18 protein-coding genes are annotated in these 24948 nt (G+C 64.8%); 6 read left to right on the top strand and 12 right to left on the bottom strand.

Annotated features, from left to right (window positions below; all coding sequences use genetic code 11):
* Nucleotides 1–10 precede the first annotated feature (10 nt).
* The 3 genes from H535_RS27565 to leuS form a co-directional block, all read right to left on the bottom strand.
* The gene (locus H535_RS27565; RefSeq protein WP_051298430.1) at nucleotides 11–946 is read right to left on the bottom strand and encodes a ComEA family DNA-binding protein; all 936 of its coding nucleotides are present in this window, start codon (nucleotides 944–946) and stop codon (nucleotides 11–13) included.
* Nucleotides 947–1013: 67 nt separating this feature from the next.
* Nucleotides 1014–1913: a DegV family protein gene (locus H535_RS23215; RefSeq protein ID WP_162144847.1), complete on the bottom strand. Its 900-nt coding sequence runs from the start codon at nucleotides 1911–1913 to the stop codon at nucleotides 1014–1016.
* A 69-nt stretch (nucleotides 1914–1982) separates the two neighbouring features.
* Complete coding sequence (leuS, locus tag H535_RS0103230) at nucleotides 1983–4481, bottom strand: leucine--tRNA ligase (protein WP_026818403.1); 2499 nt, start codon at nucleotides 4479–4481, stop codon at nucleotides 1983–1985.
* Nucleotides 4482–4700: 219 nt separating this feature from the next.
* Between leuS and H535_RS0103225 the strand changes: the two genes are divergently transcribed.
* Nucleotides 4701–8219, top strand: coding sequence for a proline dehydrogenase family protein (locus H535_RS0103225; RefSeq protein WP_026818402.1), 3519 nt, complete (start codon nucleotides 4701–4703; stop codon nucleotides 8217–8219).
* Between the two features lie 82 nt (nucleotides 8220–8301).
* On the opposite strand, the gene glpK is transcribed toward H535_RS0103225, so the two are convergent.
* The 3 genes from glpK to H535_RS0103210 form a co-directional block, all read right to left on the bottom strand.
* A complete protein-coding gene (glpK, locus tag H535_RS0103220) occupies nucleotides 8302–9822 on the bottom strand; it encodes a glycerol kinase GlpK (RefSeq protein WP_026818401.1) in 1521 nt (506 codons plus the stop codon).
* A 99-nt stretch (nucleotides 9823–9921) separates the two neighbouring features.
* Nucleotides 9922–10668: an MIP/aquaporin family protein gene (locus tag H535_RS0103215; protein WP_026818400.1), complete on the bottom strand. Its 747-nt coding sequence runs from the start codon at nucleotides 10666–10668 to the stop codon at nucleotides 9922–9924.
* Between the two features lie 89 nt (nucleotides 10669–10757).
* Nucleotides 10758–12563 carry a glycerol-3-phosphate dehydrogenase/oxidase gene (locus H535_RS0103210; protein ID WP_081416415.1) on the bottom strand — a complete coding sequence of 602 codons (1806 nt, stop codon included), beginning with the start codon at nucleotides 12561–12563 and terminating at the stop codon, nucleotides 10758–10760.
* 190 nt (nucleotides 12564–12753) lie between these two features.
* Between H535_RS0103210 and H535_RS0103205 the strand changes: the two genes are divergently transcribed.
* The 5 genes from H535_RS0103205 (at nucleotide 12754) to H535_RS0103180 (ending at nucleotide 18742) form a co-directional block, all read left to right on the top strand.
* Nucleotides 12754–13677, top strand: coding sequence for a sugar-binding transcriptional regulator (locus H535_RS0103205; protein ID WP_051298515.1), 924 nt, complete (start codon nucleotides 12754–12756; stop codon nucleotides 13675–13677).
* Between the two features lie 10 nt (nucleotides 13678–13687).
* Nucleotides 13688–14530 carry an aldo/keto reductase gene (locus H535_RS0103200; protein WP_026818397.1) on the top strand — a complete coding sequence of 281 codons (843 nt, stop codon included), beginning with the start codon at nucleotides 13688–13690 and terminating at the stop codon, nucleotides 14528–14530.
* A complete protein-coding gene (locus H535_RS0103195) occupies nucleotides 14530–15450 on the top strand; it encodes an alpha/beta fold hydrolase (protein ID WP_051298425.1) in 921 nt (306 codons plus the stop codon). Before H535_RS0103200 ends, H535_RS0103195 begins: the two co-directional genes overlap by 1 nt.
* Entirely contained in the window at nucleotides 15447–16529 is a 1083-nt protein-coding gene (locus H535_RS0103190) for a glycosyltransferase family 4 protein (protein WP_026818395.1), read from the top strand. Before H535_RS0103195 ends, H535_RS0103190 begins: the two co-directional genes overlap by 4 nt.
* 359 nt (nucleotides 16530–16888) lie before the next feature.
* Nucleotides 16889–18742: a DUF222 domain-containing protein gene (locus H535_RS0103180; RefSeq protein WP_155838514.1), complete on the top strand. Its 1854-nt coding sequence runs from the start codon at nucleotides 16889–16891 to the stop codon at nucleotides 18740–18742.
* Between the two features lie 88 nt (nucleotides 18743–18830).
* Here H535_RS0103180 and H535_RS0103175 read toward each other — a convergent pair whose 3' ends face one another.
* From H535_RS0103175 to mihF, 6 genes are all read right to left on the bottom strand, one after another.
* Nucleotides 18831–20966 carry a primosomal protein N' gene (locus H535_RS0103175; RefSeq protein ID WP_051298424.1) on the bottom strand — a complete coding sequence of 712 codons (2136 nt, stop codon included), beginning with the start codon at nucleotides 20964–20966 and terminating at the stop codon, nucleotides 18831–18833.
* A 41-nt stretch (nucleotides 20967–21007) separates the two neighbouring features.
* Nucleotides 21008–22213 (bottom strand): methionine adenosyltransferase, encoded by a 1206-nt coding sequence (gene metK, locus H535_RS0103170; protein WP_026818392.1) that lies wholly within the window; start codon nucleotides 22211–22213, stop codon nucleotides 21008–21010.
* 63 nt (nucleotides 22214–22276) lie between these two features.
* A complete protein-coding gene (gene coaBC / locus H535_RS0103165; protein ID WP_026818391.1) occupies nucleotides 22277–23518 on the bottom strand; it encodes a bifunctional phosphopantothenoylcysteine decarboxylase/phosphopantothenate--cysteine ligase CoaBC in 1242 nt (413 codons plus the stop codon).
* A 32-nt stretch (nucleotides 23519–23550) separates the two neighbouring features.
* Nucleotides 23551–23829 (bottom strand): DNA-directed RNA polymerase subunit omega, encoded by a 279-nt coding sequence (rpoZ, locus tag H535_RS0103160; protein ID WP_026818390.1) that lies wholly within the window; start codon nucleotides 23827–23829, stop codon nucleotides 23551–23553.
* A gap of 48 nt (nucleotides 23830–23877) precedes the next feature.
* Nucleotides 23878–24462 carry a guanylate kinase gene (gene gmk / locus H535_RS0103155; RefSeq protein ID WP_026818389.1) on the bottom strand — a complete coding sequence of 195 codons (585 nt, stop codon included), beginning with the start codon at nucleotides 24460–24462 and terminating at the stop codon, nucleotides 23878–23880.
* A 1-nt stretch (nucleotide 24463) separates the two neighbouring features.
* The gene (mihF, locus tag H535_RS0103150; RefSeq protein ID WP_026818388.1) at nucleotides 24464–24781 is read right to left on the bottom strand and encodes an integration host factor, actinobacterial type; all 318 of its coding nucleotides are present in this window, start codon (nucleotides 24779–24781) and stop codon (nucleotides 24464–24466) included.
* Nucleotides 24782–24948 lie beyond the last annotated feature (167 nt).

Here is a 24948-nt window from a genome sequence, read left to right as displayed (position 1 = left end):
CCACCGCGAATCAGAGACCATGCGACACGGTCACGAGCCCGGTGAGGGTGGCCATCATCTTCTCGCCGATTCCGGATACTGCATCAAGTTCGGCCACCGACCCGAAGGCGCCATGTTCCTTCCGCCAGTCAACGATGCGCCCGGAGAGTACCGGCCCCACACCCGGCAAGGTGCTCAGTTCGGTTTCATCAGCCGTATTGATATTGACCACCGGCGTGGGCTCGGCACCGGATTCTGCGTTGCCTGACGCCTCGGACACCGATCCGGAGCCTGTGGCCGGTTCGGACCCTGAAGCAGCCGTCCCATTGGCCGGCACTTCGCCCCGTTCGGGCACATACAACTGTTGGCCGTCCTGCACCGGGGCCGCCAGGTTTATGGCGCCCAGCTGCGCCTTGTTCCGGGGGCCGCCGGCGGCGGTGACGGCTTCGTGGACCCGGCTGCCCTGCTCCAGTGTGACAATGCCCGGGTCCTTCACGGCCCCGGCCACGTGCACGACCAGCTTGTCCCCCTGTTCACCGGCGGACCCCGCTGTGGCCGTTGGCCGGCCTCCGGCGACAGCGGCTCCGGTCTTTCGTTTGCGCTCTGATTGTCCGGCCGTTCCGCCGCTGTTCCCGACGCCGCTGCTTTCGCTGCCGCCGCTGTCGCTGTTCCCGATACCGCCGCCGGTGCTGCCGCCGCTGTCATCCTGCCCGCCCGGGGCACCGGCCGCGGCCGCGGCGCCCCCGGCGGTGGCGATCTTCGTCACTGTGCGTTCGGGCTCCGCGAATGCCCCCGTCAACCACAACATGGCAATCATTCCGGCGACCAGCCCGACAGCAACCCAGGCCGCTGCCCGCCCGACCCACCATCGAGTGCGGCTGCCGGACGCCATGGGTTCGTGTTGGTGCCCGACATCCTGATACCTGGACCGGGACGTCCGCCGCGTCATCCATTCATGCTTGCCCATAGCTTCACGCTAGGAACCCGGGCCGTCAGCCGGAACCGAGCTGCTGCCCCATGTGGACTGCGCCGGATCAAGGTTCGGTTGTGGAGGAGGTGTCTGTGGCGGGGCCGGGCACCACCACCCCCAGCGTGCCCAGACCGGTGTGAGCGGCAAGCACCGCCGGAAGCGTTGTCAGCTGCCCGCCGTCGGCGGCTCCACTGCGCAGTCCCAGTCTGATGGAAAGTTCCTGGGCCGGTTGCCGGTTATCAAAGTGGTGCACCGCCCATCGGGCTGCGTCGTTGGATCCGGACGCAGCCAGGGCCAGTTCCTCGAGCCGGCTCACGGCCTTCGCCGTTGACCTGACCCGTTCGACCGGAACCACCGTTCCGTCACGGAGCCCGAGAATCGGTTTGATGGACAGCACAGTTCCCAGCCAGGAGGCCGCCGCTCCGACCCTCCCGCCACGGCGCAGTTGTTCCAGTGAGGGAACGTAAAAGTAGACCGAACACGCTCCGCACGCCTGCCTTGCGGCCGCCGCTGCCGCCTCCATCGTGCCTGAGGCTTCAGCCACGGCGAGCGCCGCCTGCACCCCGTACCCCTGGGCCATGCCGACGGTCCGTGAGTCGATCACATTGACCGGCACCGGGGCGGTCGAGGCGGCCAGCCGGGCCGTATCGGCGGTACCGGACAGCGATGCCGAGATATGCACGGACACGATGCCGGTGATCCCCTTCGCGGCAAGCTCGCCATAGATCCGGCTGAACTGTCCCGGGGACGGTCGCGACGTCCGGACCGGGCTGCCGGCTTCGAGCGCTGCGCGCAGGGCGTCGCGGAGGTCGTCAACGCCTTCATCGAAAATATCGCCGTCGACCATCACCGGCATGGGCACCACCGCGAACCTGCCGCGGGCGGCAGCGTCCCGCACCCAGGAAGCCGGCAGTGCCGCCGCGGAGTCCGTGACCACCGCAATGCGGCCGGTGTCATCCGGCATGGGCCCGGTTGGCATCATGGCTCAGCGTCTGCAGGGTGGCTCGGTGCGGCTGCGTGCGGCTGCGTGCGGCTACGCCGGGACGATATTGACGAGCTTGGGAGCGCGTATGATCACCTTGCGGATCTGCCGCCCGTCCAGGCTGCGGCTCACGGCCTCGGACTCCAGCGCCAGCGCCTGCAACTCGGCTTCGCCGATATCGGCCGGAACCTGCAAGCGGTCACGGACCTTGCCCTGGACCTGGACCACCGCGGTGATGGTCTCGCGCACCAGCAGCTGTTCGTCGACCCGGGGCCAGCCGGCCGTGACCACTGACGCTTCCCTGCCGAGTTTCGCCCACAGGTCCTCCGCGGTGTAGGGCGCGAAGAGGCTCAGCAGCACGGCGACGGCTTCGGCGGCCTCGCGGACCGCGGGATCGGCTGGTCCGGGGCCGCTGTCGATGGCCTTGCGGGTGGCGTTGACCAGTTCCATGGCCCTGGCCACCACCACGTTGAACTTGTGGCTGTTGATCAGCTCGGCAGCCTCGTTCACCGTCCGGTGGACGGTGGCACGCAGTTCTGTATCCCCGCTGGCGCGGTCGACGTCGACGGCGCTGGTCACGTCCTGGCCGAGGCGCCAGGCGCGGGCCAGGAACCGGGCGGAGGCGGACGGGGAAACATCCGCCCAGTCCACGTCGTCTTCGGGCGGCGAGGCGAAAATCATGGTCAACCGGACGGCGTCGACGCCGTATGCGTCCAGCTGCTCCCCCAGGTCCACGCCGTTGCCCAGGGACTTGCTCATGGCCTTGCCGCCATTAATCACCTGCCCCTGGTTCAGCAACGCGCTGAAGGGTTCGTTGAACTGCACCAGTCCCATGTCCTGGAGCACCTTGGTGAAGAAGCGGCTGTACAACAGGTGCAGAATCGCATGTTCGACGCCGCCGACATATTGGGCCACCGGCATCCACTGGTTCACTGCATCGACGTCGAACGGGCCGTCGGCGAAGTGCGGCGATGCGAAGCGCAGGAAATACCAGGAGGAGTCGACGAACGTGTCCATCGTGTCGGTGTCCCGTTGGGCTTCGCCCCCGCAGTCCGGGCACGACACCCGGACCCAGTCCTCGGCGGCGGCCAAGGGCGAGGTGCCCTGCGGGGCCAGCGCCTCGCCGCGCATCCCCTCGGGCAGCGTCACCGGCAGCTGGTCCTCGGGCACCGCCACTTCCCCGCAGTCCGGACAGTGGATGATCGGTATCGGGGTTCCCCAAAAACGCTGCCGGGACAGCAACCAGTCGCGCAGCCGGAAATTGACAGTCTTCTCCCCCGCCCCGGCGTCTTCGAGCTTCGCTGTTGCCGCGCCGATGGCCGCGGTCTTATCCATGCCGTCCAGGAACCCGGAATTGACCAGCGTCCCTTCGCCAGTGGTGGCAACACCGGATTCGGCCGGGTCCGCCTCGCCGGTGTCCAGCACTGCCCGCACCGGCAGGTCGAACGCACGGGCGAAGTCCAGGTCACGCTGGTCATGGGCCGGTACGGCCATGATGGCGCCGGTGCCGTATTCGGCCAGCACGTAATCCGCGGCCCATACCGGCAGTTTCTCGCCATTGAGCGGGTTGACCGCGTACCGTCCCAGGAACACGCCGGTCTTGGGCCGTTCGGTCGACTGACGCTCGATTTCGGACAGCGACTTGACCTGTTCACGGTAGTCGTCCAGTTGCGCGGCCTGCTCGGCCGCGACCAGTTCCACGGCCAGGTCGGAGTCGGCCGCGACCACAAAGAACGTGGCCCCGTACAAGGTGTCAGGCCGGGTGGTGAATACTTCCACTTCCCGCCCCGGCAGTCCGGCGTCGGCCTCAATGGCGAAGCGCGCATGGGCGCCCTCTGACCGGCCGATCCAATTGCGTTGCATGGCCAGCACCCGGTCCGGCCAGTGGCCTTCAAGCTGGTCCATATCCTCGAGCAACCGGTCGGCGTACTCGGTGATCTTGAAATACCACTGGTTCAGGTTCTTCTTCGTCACCGCGGTGCCGCACCGCTCGCACATCCCGTTGACGACTTGCTCGTTGGCCAGCACCGTCTGGTCGTATGGGCACCAGTTGACGGGCGACTTGCGCCGATAGGCCAACGAGCGCTCGTAGAACTTCAAGAACAGCCACTGGGTCCAGCGGTAGTACTCCGGGTCTGAGGTGTGCAGCCGCCGCGACCAGTCCACGCTGATCGCGTACCGCCGGAAGGAGGCGGCCTGGGTATCGATATTGGCATAGGTCCACTCGGCTGGATGCGCATCGCGCTTGATCGCGGCATTTTCGGCCGGCAGCCCGAATGAGTCCCAGCCAATGGGGTGCAGCACGTCAAAGCCGCGCTGGCGCAGGTAGCGTGCGACGACGTCGCCCATGGCAAATGCTTCGGCGTGGCCCATGTGCAGGTCGCCGGAGGGGTACGGGAACATATCGAGCACGTAGCGGCGTTCGCGGGAACCGTCGTCGGCAGGTTCGAATACCCTCAGGTCTTCCCACACGGAGGGCCACTTTGCCTCCATCGCAGCAAAGTCATAGCTGTCCCGGGCCGGCTGCCCTGTTTCCGGTTGCGCACTCACAAATGCCTCGACTCTGTGTTTGTCCTTCAAATCGGTTTCGCTCCTGGTCCTGCTGCATGAACATGCAAAAGCCCCTCGACAGTGGAGGGGCACGCCGCACAGATGCACTGCGCGGCCGGCTAAAGCAGGAGCGTCTTCATATGCCTACTTTAGCGCAGGAGGGTGCCAGTGAGCCCGCCAGGGTGGTTCCACTGCCCTTTAGCGGTCTATCGTCAGATTATGACGAACAGTTTTGAAGCAAGTGAGCCTCGTCCCGCGGACCTCGCCGACGACGTCGTCAGTATGGTCCGCCGGTGGCTGCATCTGCCCGATGATATGACCGCCCCCGAGCCAGTTCAGTTGACCTCGGCGAAGGCGTCACGTTCCGCCGCCCTGTTGGCCGAGGTGCTCAAGGATCCGGCCGGGCTCGACTTCACCCTGGGGTTCGTGGACCGGGTGATCCGTCCCGAAGACCTGGGCGTGGCGGCCCACGAACTGTCCCGACTGGCCGCGGAAGTGCCTCGGTTCCTGCCCTGGTACATGCGCGCCGCAGTTAAGCTGGGCGGGCTGATGGGTCCGGCCGTCCCGTGGCTCGTGGTGCCCATCGCGCGGCGGGCGCTGCGCTCGATGGTGGAGCACCTGATTGTCGATGCCCGCCCGCACAAGCTGGCCGACTCGATCGCCACCTTGCAGGGAGACGATGACAGCGGTATCCGGCTGAACCTGAATCTGCTGGGTGAAGCGGTGCTTGGCGAATCCGAAGCGGACGCGCGGCTGGAGGGCACGAAGCAGCTGCTGGCGCGCGACGACGTCGACTACGTCTCGATCAAGGTTTCCTCTGTCGTCAGCCGGCTCAATATGTGGGCCTTCGACGAAACCGTCGAGATGGTGGCCGAACGGCTTTTTCCGCTGTACAAGATGGCCCTGGAGGCTTCGACGCCGAAGTTCATCAACCTGGACATGGAGGAATACCACGATCTGGACCTGACGCTGGCGGTCTTCAAGCGGGTGCTGTCGCGGCCGGAGCTGAAGAACTTCGAGTCGGGCATTGTGCTGCAGGCGTACCTGCCCGATGCCCTTGGCGCCCTGCAGGAGTTGACGGCGTGGGCGAAGCAACGGGTGGCCGACGGCGGTGCGGGCGTCAAGGTGCGGCTGGTCAAGGGGGCGAATCTGCCCATGGAGCATGTCGACGCGGCGGTGCACAGTTGGCCCCTGGCGACCTACGGCACCAAGCAGGACACCGATACGAACTATAAGCGGGTGCTCGACTGGGCGTTCCGGCCCGAGAACATGGACGGCATGCGTCTCGGCGTGGCCGGGCACAACCTGTTCGACATCGCCTTCGCCCGGATTCTGTCGCTGAGGCGCGGCGTGGCGGACCGGGTTGATTACGAAATGCTGTTGGGCATGGCCGAGGAACAAGCCCGGCAGGTCCGCAACGAGGTCGGCTCGCTGCTGCTCTACACTCCGGTGGTCCATCCCAAGCAGTTCGACGTGGCGATCAGCTATCTGGTGAGGCGCCTGGAAGAGAACGCCAGCGGAGACAATTTCATGTCCGCCGTCTTCGAGCTGACCTCGGAGCCCACCCTCTTCGAACGCGAGAAGGAACGCTTCCTGGCCTCGCTGAACCACGTCGACACCCTTGTCCCGGAGCGGAATCGGCAGCAGGACCCGCAACGGGCTCTCGAGCTGGGCAGCGGTGAATTCGACAACGAATCCAATTCCGACTCCTCGTTGCCGCACATTCGGCAGTGGGGCCGGCAGATTCTCGATGGCGTTCCCGGGTGCACCCTGGGCCGGCAGCTGGTTGAAGAGTCGTTCCTGGCCACCAACGACGACGTCGACGCGGCAGTGTCGCGGGCACTGCAGGCTCAGCCGGCGTGGTCGGCCCGCGGCGCGCCGGCGCGGGCGGAGGTGCTGCGCGCCGCCGCCCGGCAGCTCGCCCGGCAACGGGCCGGGCTGATCCAGGTCGCTGCCAGCGAGGCGGGTAAAACCATCTCCGAGACAGACCCGGAAGTCAGCGAGGCGGTCGACTTCGCCAATTACTATGCGCTGCAGGCCGAAGAGCTCGATAACATCGGCTCGGCCGGCTCGGCTGGCTATGACCCGGTGCCGCTGACGGTCGTCACGCCGCCGTGGAACTTCCCGGTGGCCATCCCGACCGGTTCCATGCTGGCCCCGCTGGCAACCGGCAGCGCCGTCATCGTCAAGCCGGCGCCGCAGGCCAAGCGGTGCGCCGCCGTCATCGTTGAAGCGTTGTGGGCCGCTGGGGTGCCGAAGGATGTATTGATCTTCGCCGACGTCGATGAGGGCCCGGTCGGTGAGCATCTGATTGCCAACGACGCCGTGGGCCGGGTGATCCTGACCGGCGGCTATGAGACGGCGAAACTGTTCCGCTCCTGGAGGCATGACCTGCCGCTGCTGGCCGAGACGAGTGGCAAGAACTCGATGATCGTCTCGCCCAGTGCCGACCTGGACCTGGCGGCCGAGCATGTCGCCAAGTCGGCCTTCGGCCACGCCGGGCAGAAATGTTCGGCCGCTTCGCTGGTGATCCTGGTGGGGCCTGCAGCGCAGTCGTCCCGTTTCCGCAACCAGCTGGTCGACGCCGTTTCGTCGCTGAGAGTCGGCTGGCCGGCGGATCCGCAGACCGAAATGGGCCCGGTGATCGAGCCGGTGGGCGGAAAGCTGGAAGATGCGCTGACCACCCTGGGCGACGGCGAGTGGTGGGCCGTTGAGCCGAAGCAACTGGACGAGTCCGGCAGGCTCTGGTCCCCGGGAGTGCGTGCCGGGGTGCAGCCGGGCAGCCACTTCCACCTCACGGAGTTTTTCGGGCCGGTGCTTGGGGTGATGACCGCCGACACGTTCGAGGAGGCCATCGAGCTGCAGAACGCACCGGTCTATGGCCTGACGGCCGGCCTGCACACCATGGATGCCGATGAACTGCCGGTATGGCTCGACAGGGTCCAGGCGGGCAATCTGTACATTAACCGCGGTATTACCGGAGCCATCGTGCGCCGGCAGTCATTTGGCGGGTGGAAGCGCTCATCGGTGGGCCCCGGTGCCAAGGCCGGTGGCCCGAATTACCTGATCCATATGGTTCACTGGCATCGCCGGCCGCTGCCCGATGACGGCCACGCCGCCGCCGGTGAGGCGATGACGGAAGTGGAACTGGTCCCCGCCGTCGCCGACATCATGCATGCCATGTTGTTCAGCGGTCAGGACCAGGCATTCCTCGCCCGGTCAGTCGTTTCCGACCAGGCTGCCTATGACTCGACATTCGGGCGCAGCATCGATGTCACGGCGCTGGGATTGGAACGCAACGAGTTCCGCTACCTGCCCACCGGCGTGACGATCCGGCTCAACCAGGCCGGCAGCCTGACCGATTTGGTCCGCGTTGTACTGGCTGCGGCCCGCTCCGGGGCCGGATTCGAGGTCAGCACGGCGCAGCCGCTACCCCAGGAACTGGCTGCCGCGCTGCCGCAGACCTGTACCGACCTGACCGCTGAGACGGATGAGGACTTCCACCGCCGGGCGGCGGCGGGCCGGCTCGGATATAGCCGGGTGCGGCTGATCGGCGGCGGCTACAGTGCGCTCTGTGAAGCCACCGCCGGGGACCCGGATCTTGCGGTCCACGATGATGAGGTGACGACGGCGGGCCGCCTGGAGCTGCTGCCGTTTTTGCTCGAGCAGGCGGTCAGTATCACGGCCCACCGGTTCGGCAATCCGGACCGGCTTTCCGAAAAGGTGCTGCAGGACTAAGTCCTCCGCGCCGGCCGGCGATCAGTGCCGCACGCACCCGTCAATACCCGGCCTCTTCGACCAGGCCCGGCGCCGTCGGCGCTCAGGCGTTCCTGACGTCCTCGTCGACCCAGTCGAACGTGCGGGTCACTGCCTTCTTCCAGAGGCGGAGCTGGCGGTCGCGTTCCGCAGCGTCCATCCGCGGCTCCCAGCGCTTGCCCTCCGACCAATTGGCCGCCACCTCGTCGGTGCTCTCCCAGAAACCGACGGCCAATCCGGCAGCATAGGCAGCACCGAGCGCCGTCGTTTCAATGATCTCCGGGCGAATGACCGGGATCCCGAGGATGTCCGCCTGGAACTGCATCAAGGCATCGTTGGCGACCATGCCGCCGTCGACCCGCATGTCCTCCATGTCCACACCGGCGTCGGCGTTGGCCGCGTCCAGCACCTCGCGGGACTGGAAGGCCGTGGCCTCCAGCGCGGCCCGGCCAATGTGGCCCTTGTTCACGAACCGGGTCAGTCCGACCATGGCACCGCGGGCGTCGCCGCGCCAGTACGGTGCGAACAGCCCGGAGAACGCCGGAACAATGTATACGCCGCCGTTGTCCTCGACCGAATCCGCGAGCTGCTCAATCTCGGGCGCTGACTTGATCATCCCGAGATTGTCCCGCAGCCACTGCACCAGCGATCCGGTGACCGCGATGGAGCCCTCCAGCGCGTAGACCGGCTTGGCGTCGCCGAGCTTGTAGCACAGCGTGGTGAGCAATCCATTTTTGGAATGGACGATTTCCTCGCCGGTATTGACGATCATGAAGTTGCCCGTGCCGTAGGTGTTTTTCGCGCCTCCCTTGTCGAACGCCGTCTGGCCGAAGGTCGCTGCCTGCTGGTCGCCGAGGATACCGGCGACGGGAACCTCACGCAGCAGCTGGTTACCGTGGACCTGGCCATACACCTCCGAGGAGGACTTGATCTCGGGCAGCATCGACTTGGGGACACCGAAAACGTCAAGGATTTCGTCGTCCCACTGCAGCGTCTGCAAATCCATGAACATGGTCCGCGACGCATTTGTGACATCGGTGATGTGCACGCCGCCGTCGGTGCCGCCGGTGAGGTTCCAGACCACCCAGCTGTCGGTATTGCCGAACAGCAGGTCGCCGGCTTCGGCGCGCTCGCGGACCCCGTCGACGTTGTCCATAATCCACTTGATCTTGGTGCCGGAGAAGTAGGTTGCCAGCGGCAGCCCCACCTTGTCCTTGAAGCGGTCAGCACCGCCGTCGGCCGCCAGCTCCTCGACGATGGACTGGGTCCGGGCGTCCTGCCAGACAATCGCGTTGTAGACGGCTTCGCCCGTGTTCTTGTCCCAGATCACTGTGGTTTCACGCTGGTTCGTGATACCCACCGACACAATGTCGTGGCGGGTCAGGTTGGCTGTCGACAGCGCAGTGCCAATCACCTCGCGGGTGTTGGTCCAGATTTCGGCCGGATCGTGTTCCACCCAGCCGGCATGGGGAAGTATCTGCTCGTGTTCCTTCTGCCCGCTTGAAACGATCTTGCCGTCATGGTCGAAGACGATGGCGCGGCTGCTGGTGGTTCCCTGATCGATGGCGATGATGTAGTCCGACATCTCTTAACTCCTTTAGTGAATGTGCTTCATCCTCACCGGTGGCGGTCGTTGCCTCCCGGCCGGTACATACAGGTTGTGGTCTCGACTGTACTGACTTGGTTATCCTGCCGGCGTGAAGGCGATGAGAGGCGCCATCAACCCGGCAATGGCGCCGCCCAGCAGCGGCCCGACCACCGGGATCCACGCATAGGACCAGTCGCCGCCGCCCTTGCCCTTGATCGGCAGGAACGCGTGGGCAATGCGGGGGCCGAGGTCACGTGCCGGGTTGATGGCGTAACCGGTGGGGCCACCGAGCGATGCGCCAATGCTGACAACCAGCAGGGCCACGGCGAGCGGGCCCAGGCCGCTGGGGGCATTGCCGAACATCAGGATCACGAAGACCAGCACCCAGGTCGCGATGATTTCGGTGACCAGGTTCCACGGAGTGGACCGGATTGAGGGGCCGGTGGCAAAGACGCCGAGCTTGGCGGCCGGATCGAGGTCTTCGTCGAAGTGCTTCTTGTGTGCCAGCCACATGAAGACGGCGCCTATGACTGCTCCGACCATTTCCGCGGCCCAGTACACCAGCGCGTTGGCGAAGGTCGCTTCAATCCCCTCGGCGAACATCGGGGTATCGGGATTGAGCAACAGGCCCAGCGTCACGGCTGGATTAATGTGGGCGCCGGACTGGGATGCCACATAGACACCGGCGAAGACTGCGAGTCCCCAGCCGAAGTTCACCATCAAGAACCCGCCATTGTTGCCCTTTGTCTTGGCCAGGGCGACGTTGGCGACAACGCCACAGCCCAGCAGCGTCAGCATGGCCGTGCCGAATGATTCGGCTAGGAACACTTCCCACAGAGACATCTTTGACTCCTCTAACTAGGTCGATAATGCGACTGGCGAAGGTCCACTGTCTGTGGAACCCCCCCCTTGCTCCCTGAGTTCCTGGTGGTTCAGGCGATCAGGTTCTGGATAAGTACACCATGGCGCTCGTTCAATACACGCCAGGTGTGCTCTATTTCGTAATTCTTCCGGACCGTGTCCCAGTTCAGCGGGCCGGACAGGGCCGACGCCAATTCCTCCAACAGCTCCGAAGTGACCAGGCCCCGGAACGCAAGCGAGGTCCGCCGGATCACCACATCCCACAGATGCACCACCTGCTCGTGTTCGGCCATGTACTGCACCTCGGCTGTGCTCAGTTCCCGGGTCGAATGGAACACCTGGTCCGGCTGGCTGCGCAGATAGGCCAACACGTCGGTCGCCCGCGTGCCGTAACGTTCGAACAGGATCCGCACCCGGTCCTCGGGCATGCCAGGGGCCGACGCGTTCGACACCCATGAATCAACGGCGTCGGCTGCGGGGTAGTCCCGGCCGCCGCCAATGGGCAGCTCGTCAGTGGATACCTTCCGCGTTCGGTTGAGCAACCCGAGCACCTCATTGGTGACGCGCTCGCCGAGGGCGCGGAATGTGGTCCACTTGCCGCCGACCAGGCTCACCGTTGTCCGGGTCCCCTCCGGTGTCTGCTCTTGACGCCGTTCCAGCCGGTAGTCACGGGAGACAAAGCCCGGATCCACGTCGTCATGGCGCGGCAGCGGCCGCACTCCCGAGAACGAATAGACAATTGAGCCGCGGTCAACGGTGATGGTGGGAAAGACATGCCCAATGAGGTCAATGAAGTAGTCGATTTCGGCGTCGGTGCACACCGCTTCTTCGCCGTCGGCCAGGTCGACGTCGGTGGTGCCGACGAGGACGCGGTCGCCAATGGGATAGATCAGCACGATCCGTCCGTCGGTGTGTTCAAAGAACACTTCGCGTCCGGCGCACGCCTGGAGCAGACCGTCGTGGTCCAGCACGATATGTGAACCCTTGGTGCCGCCCATGTAGCGGGTGGCGGCGCCCATTGCCGTGTTGGTCTGGTCCACCGCCGCGCCGGTCATGTTGAGTACGACGTCGGCGGTGAAGTCAAAGGTCTCCCCCGTCAGCTGGTCGCGCAGTTCGATTCCGTCGGGGGCCGAGGAGGCAACGCTGAGGTAGTTGGACGCACGGGCATGCAGGTTCGCGCCTTCCCCGTCGCGGATAACGTCCAGGGTGAGACGCTCAGGATTGTGCACCGAGGCGTCGAAGTATGTGGCGGCGTAGCGAACGTCCGGATTCAACAGCGGCATATCCCGCAATGCGCCCGCCCGGCCGGCAAAATGGTGGCGTGGAACTGACCCGCGGCGCCGGGAGAAGGTGTCATAGATGCTCAGGCCGAGTTTGATCAGGGCGGCTCCACGTTCCGTCCGCTTCCCCTGCCTATGCGTGAGCAGCCGCAGCGGGGCCGCGACCATACCGGAAAACGTGCTGAAGATAGGAATCGTGGTTTCCAATGGCTTTACGTAATGCGGCGCCGTTTTGAGTAACCCATTACGTTCATGGACGGATTCGGCCACGAGGCGTAGTTCCCCGTTTTCCAGATAGCGGATGCCGCCGTGAATCATGTGTGATGATGCGCCGCTGGCGCCACTGCAAAAATCCTCGCGTTCGACCAGGGCGACATCCACACCCTGCAGGGCGAGATCGCGGAAAGTTCCCGCCCCGTTGATTCCCCCGCCGATGATCAATACCTGCGCATGGGCACGTGATTTAAAGAGTTCAACGGACTCGCGGGTGTGCGGCCCCGATCCTGGCCGGTCATGCCCCCCGGACGTTGTTCGTTGACTTGCCAATGCTGCTCCCTTGAAACTTTCGCCGATCACGCCCGGGGCGTCTTCCTCCATTATTCTTGAGATGGCTGGAAATACTAGTCAACTCGATTGCACGAATGTGCACAGGAGAGCCTCGATGTTTGGTTCAACGCCTGCCCCCGCACCGTCCGCGGCCGGCCCGCGTCCACGCCGCGGCGGCCGTTTCCGCGCCGCAGGTCCCCCGCAGGATGCGCGCACTCTCGATTCGCTGCGCGCTGCACAGATGTATTACCTGCAGGACATGACCATGGATGCCATAGCCCGCGAACTGCGAACATCACGTTCGACTGTTTCGCGTCTGTTGACCATGGCGCGCGACACCGGTGTGGTGCAGATCCAGATCATGAATCCGCACGAACAGGCCCCCCAGCTTGAAGAGCACATCGGCCAGCGCTTCGGTGTCCAGGCACACGTGGTTCCTGTCACGGAGTCGGGTCATGAGGCCGAGGTCCTCGAGCGGGTGGCCATTCAGGCGGCGCGGACGATCGGACCGCTGCTGGATTCGAATGCCATCATCGGCGTGGCCTGGGGCTCCACCATCAGCGCCGTGAGCAGGCACTTGACCCGCAAGGTGATTCACGACGGCACAGTCGTGCAGCTCAATGGCGCCGGCAACACCCAAACCAGCGGAATCACCTATGCCAGCGAAATCCTGCGCCGGTTCGGTTGGGCCTATGGCGCGCGGGTGGAACAATTTCCGGTCCCTGCCTTTTTCGACCAGGCGTCGACCAAGACAGCCATGTGGGGTGAGCGCAGCGTGCGGCGGGTGCTCGATCTGCAGGAAAGGATGACGACGGCGATCTTCGGTGTGGGCTCGATTGGCGCCGAGATACCCAGCCATGTCTACACCGGAGGCTATCTGGACCGTGCCGCCCTGGACAGTCTGGCCGCCGACGAAGTGGCCGGGGACGCGGCGACCATGTTTTTCCGTGCCGACGGCAGCTATGACGGGATCGCGATGAACAGCCGTTCCAGCGGCCCGGACTTCGATGTATTGCGTGCGGCCGGGCGGCGCATCTGCGTCGTCTCCGGCCAATCGAAGATCAATGGACTGCGCGGTGCCCTCGCTGCCGGACTGGCCACCGATGTCATTCTCGACGACGTCACCGCGCGGAGCCTCGTCAATGACAGCGCCGCGAGTGGGTAGAGTCATTTCCATGCATAGTGTCCAGCCCGTGTCCCTCGCCAATGGCGTTAAGATGCCGCAGCTCGGCTATGGCGTGTACAAGGTGCCCCCGGACCGGACGGCGGAGCTGGTGACACTCGCACTGGAATCGGGCTACCGCAGTGTCGATACGGCGACCATGTATGGCAACGAAGCCGGCGTCGGAAGCGCTGTTGGAGCTGCGATCGCAGCCGGGGCCGACCGTGTCGGTCGGGAAGATTTGTTCGTCACCACCAAGATCGTCAACGACGCGCACGGCTTCGATTCCACCATCGAAGCGTACGAACAGTCGTTGGCCGAGCTGCAGTTGGACTACGTCGACCTGTTGCTGATTCATTGGCCCTGTCCGGCGAAGGGCCTCTATGTGGAGACCTACCAGGCGATGGAGACTTTGTACCACGAAGGCCGGGTCCGTTCGATCGGGGTGTCGAACTTCGAACCGGAGCACCTGGAACGGTTGATGGACCAGACTGAGGTGGTGCCGGCGGTCAACCAGGTGGAACTGCATCCTTACTTGCAGCAGCAGCAGTTGCGCGATTTCCACGCCGCGCACGGCATCGCAACGGAAGCCTGGAGCCCACTGGGCCGCGGCGCGGCGCTGCAGGACCCGGCCTTGCTGCAGCTGGCGGCCAAGCACCATGTCTCCATATCGCAGGTGATCGTGCGCTGGCACCTTCAGCTGGGACACATTGCCATCCCGAAGGCGAGCAGTGGCGAGCGGATCAGGCAGAACATCGCCGTGTTCAATTTCGAGCTGGATGAGCAGGATATGGCGACCATCAGCCGGCTGGACAGCGGCCGCCGGATGGGCTCGCACCCGGCCGAGGTGAATTGATGGTGGCCCCGCCGCTGACCGACCGGGCCACAACGCACAGCACCGCTGTGCTCGGTGCCACTGTCCGTTACTGGGACTACTCCCCTGCCGACCCCTCACGAAGCTATCCAACGATCGTCATGGTGCACGGCTTCCGCGGCGACCATCACGGGCTGCTCAAGATCGTCGCCGCCATGGACCAGGCACGCATCATCGTGCCTGATCTGCCCGGCTTCGGGGCATCGGAGCCGTTGGCCCAAACCCACAACGTCGCCAACTATTCACGGTGCGTCCGGCTGCTGATCGAGCAGCTGCAGCTTCCCGACGAGGTGATGCTGCTCGGGCATTCATTTGGCTCCGTCATCGCTTCTCACGCGGCCAGCGCCAGCGGCCGTCCGCCGGCGTCGTTGGTGCTGATCAATCCCATCTGCGAGCCGGCCCTGGAAGGCTCCAAGGCGTTCCTGTCCCGGGTGACGTCCCTGTACTACCGGCTCTGCGCATCGCTGCCGGAACGCGCGGGTATGTTCCTGCTGCGCAGCCGGGTCATCGTCAGGGTGATGAGTGAGCTGATGGCACACACCAAGGACCGCCGGCTGCGGCGCTGGATCCACGCGGAGCACCAGCGATACTTCAGCGCCTTCGCCAACCGGCAGGTGGTGCTGGAATCCTTCCAAGCCTCTATCACTGGAACTGTCCGCGACGTGGCCGACCAACTGGACATGCCCGTGCTGCTGATCGCCGCCGAAGACGACGACCTGGGGTCGGTGGCGGGACAACGGCGGTTGGCCGGTGCCATCAGCAATTCGAGACTGGAGATCCTCACCGGCGTCGGGCATCTGATCCATTACGAGAAACCGCGGGAGGCTGCCGGCCTGATGATGGAGTTCCTCGAAGCGGCGCAGGATGGTGGCCAGGCGGCGCAGGACGGTGGTCCACCATGAGGCTCCTTATCGATGCCCGGTTTACCCGGATGGAGCGGCATGACGGGATCAGCCGGTTCGGCGCCTCGCTGATCGCAGCCGTGGCCGCGCACACCGACGTCGTCATGTTGATCCACGACGAGCGGCAACTGGCGCTGTTGCCGGATGTCCCCTATGTGAAAATCAACAGTCCGCTGTCCCCGATGGAGCTGTTGGTGGCCCGGCGGGTCAACAAGCTGGCCCCCGACGTCGTCTTCTGCCCCATGCAGACGATGGGCAGCTGGGGCAGGAAATACGGTCTGATTCTCACGCTCCACGACCTGATCTACTACCAGAACCCCCAGCCGCCGGGCTTCCTCCCGGCGCCGGTGAGGATTTTGTGGCGGCTGTACCACAAGGCCTACTGGCCGCAGCGGGTGCTGCTGAACCGTGCCGACGTCGTCGCCACCATCAGCCACACCACTAAATCGCTGATGAACCAATACCGGTTGACCCGCCGTCCGGTGCGCATCATCGCCAATGCTCCCCAATCCGGCCAGACGCCCCGGGATCCCGACGCAGTCCCGGAGAAGAGCATCATCTACATGGGCTCCTTTATGCCCTACAAGAACGTCGAACTGCTGATCCGCGGTATGGCGGGCCTTCCGGACTACACATTGCACCTGCTGAGCCCGATCACACCCGGGCGGAGGGCTGAATTGGAGTCGCTGGTTCCTGCAGGAGGCCGCGTTGTCTTCCATAACGGTGTATCGGACGATGAATATCAACGGCTATTGAGAACGACGACGGCGCTGGCGATCCTGTCGCGGGCCGAGGGCTATGGCCTGCCGATCATCGAAGCCATGTCCATCGGGACGCCGGTGATTGCCAGCGATATTCCGATCTTCCGGGAAGTCGGAGCCGATGCTGCGGTGTATGTCGATCCGGACCGGCCCCAGGATCTCGCACCTGCCGTCCGGGACTTGTCAGAACCCGCGCAGTGGCAGGCGCTGTCCACGGCCGGGGTCGAGCGGGCCGGTGAATACAACTGGGATGTATCGGCGAAGCAGTTGCTGGAGCTTGCACATCAAGTGAAGCGCAACCGGGCCGAAGGCCGGTAAAGGCGGGCACGACGGGTCTGGGGCGACGGATCTGGGGCGACGGATCTGGAGTGAGGCGTCCGGGCAGAGGTCCGGGCATGCTCCACGGGCCCGGCAAGTCATCCGAACACGGCGTTACCGGCCGGAAGCTCATTGATGCGCCTCAACAGCGTCCTGATTCCTGTCGTGCGGATGAAGCCTCTCTGTGGCGCCCCCTTGGGCACCAGAGCTGTCCCGCCTGGCCGCTTTTTCGACCGCTGGCGATGGCCGCAGGTCGTCTCGGGCGACCCTTGTCCACTTGCCCTTGTTCGTTATCTGACCGTTATATTTGGGGGCCTGATTCTTCTAATAATGTCGTACCGCGGTGGTTGACTGAATCTATGACGGTTCGAGTGGATGTTGACGACGATGGCGGCGGTGGCGGTCCGGGTGCTGGTGCAGCCGGTGGCGCTGGTGCGGCTGCTGGCGAGGAGGGGCGGCCGAGTGTGGAGGCTGAGCTGGATGTGATCGTGGCGCTGTGTCGGGCCGCCGGGTTCAGTGATGAGCCGGTGCTGGCCCGGGGGATTGTGAACGGGCTGGACCATGTCGATGCCGATACCCTTGACTACCGGCAGGCGGTGAATCTGTTGGATGAGGCCGGCAAGCTCGCCTCCGCCGCCGAAGCCCTCAAAGCAAAAGCCGTCTCGAGGGTGTGTGCCACCGCCGGCGACCGGGTCGATGAAGAAGGGCCTCTGCCTCCGGCGGGTCCGGATGCCGATCAGTTAGCCTCGATGGCTGCTGAGTCGGAGATCGGCACCGTGCTGGATTTATCGAAGCGGGCGACGGAGAAGCTGATCGGGCACAGCAATTTACTCACGACCGGCTTGCCGGTCACCCTGGACGCCCTGGCTCAAGGGGTGTTGCATCCGCAGCAGGCCGAGGTGATTGCGGATCAGTGCGGGTCGCTGCCGCGCCAGGCGTATGCGGGGTTTGAAGCCGAGATGGTGGCGTTCGCCCCGGGGCGGGCGAAGCATCTGGTGGCGGCGAAAGCGCGTCGGGTGCGGGAGCGTTCGCACCCGGAGACGATCAAGCGGCGCAAGCAGAAGGCGGCCGCGGATCGGACGGTGCTGGTGGAGCCGGTCGAGGACGGCATGTGCTGGTTGAGCATGTATTTACCGGCCGAGGCCGCGGTGGCGGCGTTCAACCGGATAACCAGTCTGGCCCGGTCGCTGCAGGGACCCGACGAGGGCCGGGACTTGTCCCAGTTGCGGGCTGATGTGGCTGCGGACCTGCTCCATACCGGCACTGGCACCGGACTACCGCCAGCCGCACTGTCCGGCAGCGCCAATGATGCCTTCTACGGTTCGCGGCCGCCACCCGGTACCCCGAACGGCCCCGCAGCCTCCGAAACCGCCGGAACAGCCGGGTCGGCCGGAATCGCCGCAGATCCTCCCGTAGCCGGAGCTACCGGAGTCACTCCTCCCGCCGCCGGTTCGGCCGGTGGTGCCGGCCCCGGGGTGCCTGGTTCCAATGGTGATCCGCCTGCCGGTGGTGCTCCCCCGGGTTCGGGTCGCATCCCCAACTATGCCGGGATCAAGGCTGAGGTCACGGTAGTGGTGCCGGTGCTGACCTTGATGGGGTTATCCGATGAGCCGGCCGATCTGGAAGGTTACGGTCCCGTCGACGAGGACACCGCGAGACAACTGGCGGCCAATGCCCCGTCGTTCAAGCGGTTGCTGACCCACCCGGAGACCGGTGCCCCGTTATCGTATGGGCGGGACAGCTATGCGGTGCCGAAGGATTTGCAGAAGCTGGTGCGGTTGCGGGACCGGACGTGCCGCGGGTATGGGTGCAACAAGGCCGCCCGGCATTGCGAAATTGACCACTCTGTGCCGTGGCCGGTTGGGCAGACCGAACTGACGAATCTGAAACCACTGTGCAAACCCGGCCATGCCCTCAAGACCGCGGGACTGTGGTCCGATGTCCAGCATCGTGACGGGAGGGTGGACTGGACCTCACCGGCAGGACGCACATACACCAACACCCCCGACGGACCACTACCCGAAATGCGACCAGCCCCCGACGTCGCCGGCCTGCTTGAGACAGCCAAACACCAGGCCAAAAACCCCGACAGGGCGGAAAAGGCGCCAGCAACGAAACCGGCAACGAAGTCAGCAAGGAAGCAAGCAAAACAGGCAACGCAGGTGAGGGTGGCAAAGCCGGCCAACGACCCCGACGATGTGCCCCCCTTCTAAAGCAACCTGGGCCGTTCGGTTTGCCAGCGGATGCCCGCCCTGGGCGGTCAGACTGTTCCGTCAGGCGAGGCAATGACGCGAACACGATCTAAATCAGATCCGTCCCATCGCATCTAATGTGGACAATGCCTCCGCTGCGCTTGGCAGACATGGCTGCACGGGCGGCACGGAGGGCAGCGGTAACAGCAGCAGCCTTGGCATAGGAGAAGAAGATCAACGTCCGTCGATCGGGTACCTGTACCTCTTCCCCTGCCTCGATCCGTTGTGACACGGACGCAGGCTCCGGTGCTGGTGCCGGTCCTACGACGCGGATGGATGCGGGCAAGTCGGCTCGTTCAATCAGTTGATTCAATGCTGCGGATTGCCCGGTGATGGCAGCAACCCTGACGGCAGGAGGCAGTCCGAGTTCCTCGCGCTGAAGAAGTTCCCGTTCGGCAGCGCCTGCAGGATTCCACCGGACGAGGTGGCCGACAATACTTTGCTCATCTGCGGTAATGACGACTGTGCCTTTCTCATGTGCAGGCCGTACGAGTGCTGCTGCACTGAACCAGCGGTGGAGTGCTTCCTCCCCTGCCCTGAGCGATTCGCGGTTGAGCATGGATTGCCCATCCAGGAGCAAGGCTGCGGCATAGCCGGTTGGTGCGACGGGTTCGGCGCCCGGGGTCGCGACCACGAGGGCCGGGGCATCCGGAACCGACGTGTGGACGTGGTCGGCGGCAGAAGAAATCACCGGAACGGATGGAAATGCACGTCCCAGCTCTTCGGCGGTACGGCCCGCGCCTACCGTGGAGAGCCGCAGTTGCTGCCCGTTGCAGAAAGGACAAGTCCAAGCATTTGCCGGTCGGGCACACCACCTGCAGGTCGGTGGCGAATTGCGCGAAGTCTGGGCCAGTGGGCCGCTGCAGTGTGTGCAGCGGGCCGGCTCCCGGCAACGTTGGCAAGCGATATTGGGCGCATAACCGGTACGTGCGACCTGTACCAGGACAGGGCCGTTCCGCAGTCCGTCCTGTGCCACGCGCCAGGCAGCCTCCGGCAGCCGTGCCTTCATGGCAAGGGGATCCCGTGCGCGTTCGAAACTGTCGGCAGTATTAACCACTCGGGGCACAGTCTGCCGCACCGTGGGCCGTTCAGGTTGAATGGGCTGTGCCCAGCCATTCCGGACCAGCCGTTGGGCTTCGGTGCTCCGGGAGATCCCTCCGATGAGCACTGATGCCCCGGCCTGTGCGGCGCGCAGCAGCAGGACTTCCCTGATGTGCTGGTAAGGAGCGCGCTGCTCTGTGTGGAGATCATCGCCGTCATCCCAGCAGCAGACCAGACCCAGATCGGCTACAGGAGCATAAGCCGCCGACCTGGTGCCGATAACAACTTTCGTTCGGCCATGCAGGACACTGAGGAAGTTGCGGTACCGCGGGGTCGGGCCGTCGTCGGCGTGCAGGCGTGCGAAAGCCTCTCCGGGGATGACTGCTCTGAGAGCGGCCTCGAGCCGGTCGAGGTCTTTCTGATCCGGGACTACGGCTATTGCGCCGGCATTACTCTGGTACGCGGCCACCAGTACTTCCGCGAGTTCATGCGGCCATCCTTGCGGGCCGTATCCGCGCACCGAGGTGAAGACTGCCCGCGGGGCATCGCCACGATGGAGGCGGCGGACAAAGGTGTCGCCATTGGTATAGGCCGACAATAGCGAAGTTGAGGGCGTGGTGGGCTGGTCTGTTCCCGCCGTGGTGGGCTGGTCTGTTCCCGCCGTGGTGTCCGGTTCGAACTCCTTCTCGACGCCGGCAACCCGTGGAGGTACGGCTACGCGTACCACGTCGCTGACAGTCCCGGCCCAACGTGCCGCCACTTTGGAAGCGAGTTCGAAGACGTCCTCGGACAGCACGGGCTGGCTGGAAACGACTTTGGCGAGCAAGCTGAGCCGCGCCCCGGTGGATGGCTCCGCGATGCGGCGCACCAGGAATCCAGCCAGCAACTGCCCGCCGAACCGGACCTTGACCCTGACGCCGGGGCGGGCGCGTTCGTCGAGTTCGACCGGCACGAGATAGTCGAAGAGCCTGTCCAGATGTGGCAGCGGCGAGTCGATCAGCACCTGGGCCACAGGGAGCTCCGGCGCAGCGTCCCGGCTCTTCGGGGGGCGGGCAGAGGGAGTGTACCCCTGCAACAGGGACAGCTGTTCACCGGCGTCGTCCACGGTCACCTCCTCTGTCCAACCCTGCAGCCTTCTATCCATCCTTGCGGCCTATTGCATCACAGGGGGCCGACAGAACAGGATCAGGCGTTGAACCAGGACTTCAGTTCAGCAACGCGGTTGGTGCGCTCCCAGCTGAACTCCGCCTCGTCACGGCCGAAGTGCCCGTGGGCGGCGGTTTTCTGGTAGATCGGCCGCATCAGGTCCAAGTCGTGGTTGATGGCCAAAGGACGCAGGTCGAAGATGTCCCGTATCGCCTGTTCAATCCGGGCAGGGTCAACGGTTTCAGTTCCGAATGTCTCGACGTACACACCAACCGGGCGGGCTTGACCGATCGCGTAGGCGACCTGGATTTCGGCGCGGCGGGCAAGTCCGGCTGCGACCACATTCTTGGCGACCCAGCGCATGGCATAGGCGGCCGAGCGGTCCACTTTCGACGGATCCTTGCCGCTGAAGGCCCCACCGCCGTGCCGGGCCATTCCGCCGTAGGTATCAACGATAATTTTCCGTCCGGTCAGTCCGGCATCACCGACAGGTCCGCCAATGACGAACGCACCGCCGGGATTGAGGATGTGGCGGACGTTGGCCACGTCAAGGTTCGACGTCTCCAGCACGGGGTCGATCACATGCTCGGCCAGATCGGCACGGAGGGTTTCCAGGGAGACGTCGGCCTCATGCTGGCTGGAGACGACGACGGTATCGACGGACACTGGAACGTCGCCGTCGTACCCAATCGTCACCTGGGTTTTCCCGTCGGGACGCAGATAATCCAGCACCCCTGTTTTGCGGACTTCGGTGAGCCGTTCCGAGAGCCGGTGGGCCAGCGAGATGGGCGCCGGCATCAGCGACGGGGTCTCATCGGTGGCGTAACCGAACATGATCCCCTGATCGCCGGCGCCCTGGGCGTCGAAGGGGTCCTTATTGCTGCCTTCGCGGGTCTCCAGGGAGGTGAATACCCCGCTGGCGATTTCGGCCGATTGCTGTCCAATGGAAATTGAGACTCCGCAACGCGCACCGTCGAAACCGCTGTCCGAGGAGTTGTAACCAATGTTGAGGATGGTGTCCCTGACGATCTGCGGGATCTCCACGTATCCGTCGGTGGTGACCTCGCCGGCCACATGCACCAGCCCGGTGGTGACAAGTGTTTCGACGGCGACGCGTGAGTTGCTGTCTGCGCGAAGCATGGCGTCCAGGATCGCATCGCTGATCTGGTCGCAGATTTTGTCCGGATGGCCTTCCGTGACCGACTCGGATGAGAACAGACGCAAGGCGGAATTAACTGAAGTCACTGAATCACTCTACTGGGTTCCGGCACAGTTCCCCGTCGCGTGTGACGGCGCATTGAGCGCGCCTCAGCGTCCGTCCATCTCCGCTGCGGCGCGGGCTATCACCGCGGAGGCTATATCGTTCTTGGATCCGGCCGCCTGCTCGACGTCGGCGGTGCTGCGGCTGAGGATATGCACGGCCGATTCGTCCTGGCCGAAGACCACTCCCTCACCGACCTCGTTGAGCACCAGCAGATCGGAGCCCTTCGATTGCAGCTTTTGCCTGGCATAGCCGAGCACATCAGACCCGTCATCGCCGGTTTCGGCGGCAAACCCGATGATCACGGTGGATTTCGGCAGGCGCCCCTGGTCGCGTTGGGTCACGAGTTCGGCGAGGATGTCCGGATTGCGTACCAGTTTGATGACGGGATCGTCGCCGTCGTCCCGCTTCTTAATCTTGCTGCCGGACAATTCCGCCGGCCGGAAGTCCGCCACCGCGGCGGCCATAATGACGACGTCGGCCGCGGCTGCGGCGGCAATGGTCGCCTCCCGCAGCTCCAGGGCCGATTCGACAGTGGTGAGCCGGACGCCGGCCGGTGGCGGAACATCCATGCGCGCGGCGATGAAATGCACATCCGCACCGGCGTGCGCGGCCGCTTCGGCGAGGGCCACTCCTTGCTTGCCGGAAGATCTGTTGCCCAGGAACCGGACCGGGTCGATCGCCTCCAGGGTTCCGCCGGCCGTGATGACGACTCGTTTTCCGGCCAAAGAGTCGGCCGAAGAGCCGGTCAAGGGACCGGCCGGCGACTCCACAACCCGCAGTGCCGCGTCGTAAATGTCCTCCGGCTCCGGGAGCCGGCCGGGACCGGAGTCAGTGCCGGTCAAACGCCCGGAGGCCGGATCCATCACGGTGACGCCGCGGCTGCGCAGCTTTCCGACGTTGTCGCGGGTGGCCGGGTGTGACCACATTTCGGTGTGCATAGCGGGGGCCATGAACACCGGGCAGGCCGCCACCAACAGTGTGTTGGTCAGCAGATCGTCAGCCATTCCAGCGGCGGCACGGGCCATCAGGTCGGCCGTGGCGGGGGCGACAACTATCAGATCTGCTTGTTGCCCCAGCCGGACATGGTTGACCTTATCGACGTCGTCGAAGATGCCGTCCGGAACCTTTTGCCCGGAGAGCGCCTCCCAGGTCGCCCGTCCGACGAATTCGTCGGCGGCACGGGTGGGGATCACCGTGACCGTATGGCCGGCCTCGGTGAACCGCCGCAACAGGGACGCGGACTTGTAGGCGGCTATGCCGCCGCCCACTCCCAGTATGACTCGCACAGTATGACCCGCACCGACGCAGCCGGAGGCGGCTATTCGGCGTCGGCGGCCGGTTCAGCTGCGGACACCGGTGTGGAAACCAGCATCCCTTCGTCGATCTCCCGCAGGGCGATGGACAGCGACTTTTCGTTCAACTTGGTGTCAACGAGAGGTCCGACGTACTCGAACAGGCCCTCATGCAGCTGGGCGTAGTAGGCATTGATCTGCCGGGCGCGCTTGGCGCCATAGATGGCCAGTGCGTACTTGGAATCGGATGCTTCCAGCAGCGAGTCGATCGGCGGGTTGATGATGCCTTCGTTGGATGTCGACACAAAATCTCCAAATTCTGTTGGGCCGGCCACCACCGCGGCCGTTCCTTCTCAGGGGTGCGTGGTGGGTGTCAGCCCCATGAGTGATACAAGCTCCGCTGCCGCCCGGGGGACATTGTCGTTGATGACCGTGTGGTCAAACTCGGATTCGGCAGCAAGTTCCAGTTTAGCGGTTTCCAGCCTTCTTTGCTGTTCATCGGTTGTTTCTGTGCCCCGTCCCACCAGTCGGCCGACCATTTCCTCCCAACTGGGCGGGGCCAAAAACACGAAATTGGCCTCCGGCATCTGCTCTCGGACCTGGCGTGCTCCCTGCAGGTCGATTTCGAGCAGCACGGCCTTCCCGTCGGACACGGCCTGTTCGACAGTACTGCGCAGCGTGCCGTAACGGTTCTTCCCGTGAACCACCGCCCACTCCAGCATCTGGCCGGACGCCACGAGTTCATCGAAGCGTCCGGGGGTGACAAAGAAGTAGTGCACCCCGTCTTCTTCGCCCGGCCGGGGCGCACGTGTGGTGGCCGAGATAGAAAGCCGGACATGCGGATAGTGGTCGCGGATATACGTCGACACTGTGCCCTTGCCAACGGCAGTGGGCCCGGCCAGCACGGTCAATCCGTGCCGGTTCTTCGCAGTCTCCACGTCAGCGGGCTCCCAGGTAGTTGACCAGGGCGCTCCGCTGGTGGACGCCCAGCCCCCGGACGCGGCGGGTGGGGGCGATTCCGACGTCGGCCATGATGGTGCCGGCGCGCACCTTGCCCACGCCGGGAAGCGACTCCAGCAGATCCGATACCTTCAACCGTCCGATCGCCTCATCCGCCGCACTGTTGTCGATTACTTCAGCAACTGTGGCTTCGCCGGCTTTGAGCTTCTCCTTCACCGCTGCCCTGGTGGCCCGGGCGGCCGTCGCCTTATGGCGGGCGGCCGTACGTTCGCTGTCGGACAAAGGTTTGAGACTCACGTCAGGACTCCTGGGACGCAGTACCGTTCGACGACGGTGGGTCGACTGGTTGGACTAGCACCGAACCTATCCGCAAGAAGCTACCAAAATCAACATTGAGATCAGCGCTGGGCAGGCAGTGCGGCATGGGGCCTGTTCAGCGGCGGGCAAGCAGTGCAGGATGGGGC

It is taken from the genome of Arthrobacter castelli DSM 16402 (genome assembly GCF_000430705.1).
Taxonomy (GTDB): Bacteria; Actinomycetota; Actinomycetes; order Actinomycetales; family Micrococcaceae; genus Arthrobacter_C; species Arthrobacter_C castelli.
Note: the sequence above shows the minus strand (reverse complement) of the source record. Positions and strands in the feature narration are given on the sequence as shown.

Bases quoted from the DNA above. Each gene is read 5' to 3' on its own strand.
- H535_RS0103200 (WP_026818397.1), top strand. From the start codon at position 13,688: ATGCATAGTGTCCAGCCCGTGTCCCTCGCCAATGGCGTTAAGATGCCG.
- H535_RS27565 (WP_051298430.1), bottom strand. From the start codon at position 946: ATGGGCAAGCATGAATGGATGACGCGGCGGACGTCCCGGTCCAGGTAT.
- H535_RS0103180 (WP_155838514.1), top strand. From the start codon at position 16,889: ATGACGGTTCGAGTGGATGTTGACGACGATGGCGGCGGTGGCGGTCCG.
- H535_RS0103225 (WP_026818402.1), top strand. From the start codon at position 4,701: ATGACGAACAGTTTTGAAGCAAGTGAGCCTCGTCCCGCGGACCTCGCC.
- glpK (WP_026818401.1), bottom strand. From the start codon at position 9,822: ATGTCGGACTACATCATCGCCATCGATCAGGGAACCACCAGCAGCCGC.
- H535_RS0103190 (WP_026818395.1), top strand. From the start codon at position 15,447: ATGAGGCTCCTTATCGATGCCCGGTTTACCCGGATGGAGCGGCATGAC.
- H535_RS23215 (WP_162144847.1), bottom strand. From the start codon at position 1,913: ATGCCGGATGACACCGGCCGCATTGCGGTGGTCACGGACTCCGCGGCG.
- H535_RS0103195 (WP_051298425.1), top strand. From the start codon at position 14,530: ATGGTGGCCCCGCCGCTGACCGACCGGGCCACAACGCACAGCACCGCT.
- H535_RS0103205 (WP_051298515.1), top strand. From the start codon at position 12,754: ATGTATTACCTGCAGGACATGACCATGGATGCCATAGCCCGCGAACTG.
- H535_RS0103215 (WP_026818400.1), bottom strand. From the start codon at position 10,668: ATGTCTCTGTGGGAAGTGTTCCTAGCCGAATCATTCGGCACGGCCATG.
- H535_RS0103210 (WP_081416415.1), bottom strand. From the start codon at position 12,563: ATGGAGGAAGACGCCCCGGGCGTGATCGGCGAAAGTTTCAAGGGAGCA.
- H535_RS0103175 (WP_051298424.1), bottom strand. From the start codon at position 20,966: ATGGATAGAAGGCTGCAGGGTTGGACAGAGGAGGTGACCGTGGACGAC.